Raw genomic sequence first — 384 nt, 5'->3', positions numbered from 1 at the left:
CCGCGGCCGGGGCAACCTTCCCAAGACGGAGGGCGTCCAGCGCGATCATTTTTTCTTCGTTGGTAGGGATAACCGCGCAGGTCACGCGGGACGACTCGGTGGAGATGACGCGCGCACCCGCGCTGCCCGGCAGATCGGCGAACTGGAGGTCACGCGCGCGCACCCGATAGCGGATGCCGATCAGCGCCACGCGGCGGTAGGCGCCGATAATGCGCCCGCGCCCGGAGCCGGCCGGCAGCCCGGTCAGCACGCCAGATTTCCGGCAGCGCATCATCTCCGGGGAGTAAACGTCAAACACGCCCTGGTTGTGGGTTTTACGCAGGTCGGTAAACAGGTATTCGAACTGCGGATCCATTTCCCGCCCGTAGGCTTCGAACGAGCTGC

1 protein-coding gene is annotated in these 384 nt (G+C 65.9%); it reads right to left on the bottom strand.

Annotated elements, in window-relative coordinates; translation table 11 throughout:
• Nucleotides 1-384: pyruvate formate lyase family protein (locus tag A6013_RS24535; RefSeq protein WP_302622514.1), on the bottom strand; the 384-nt coding region annotated here is incomplete at both ends.

The sequence above is a fragment of the Enterobacter sp. IF2SW-B1 genome, assembly GCF_001743375.1.
Lineage (GTDB): Bacteria > Pseudomonadota > Gammaproteobacteria > Enterobacterales > Enterobacteriaceae > Enterobacter > Enterobacter bugandensis.
The sequence above is the reverse complement of the archived record's forward strand: the minus strand, read 5'-3'. Positions and strand labels throughout refer to the sequence as shown.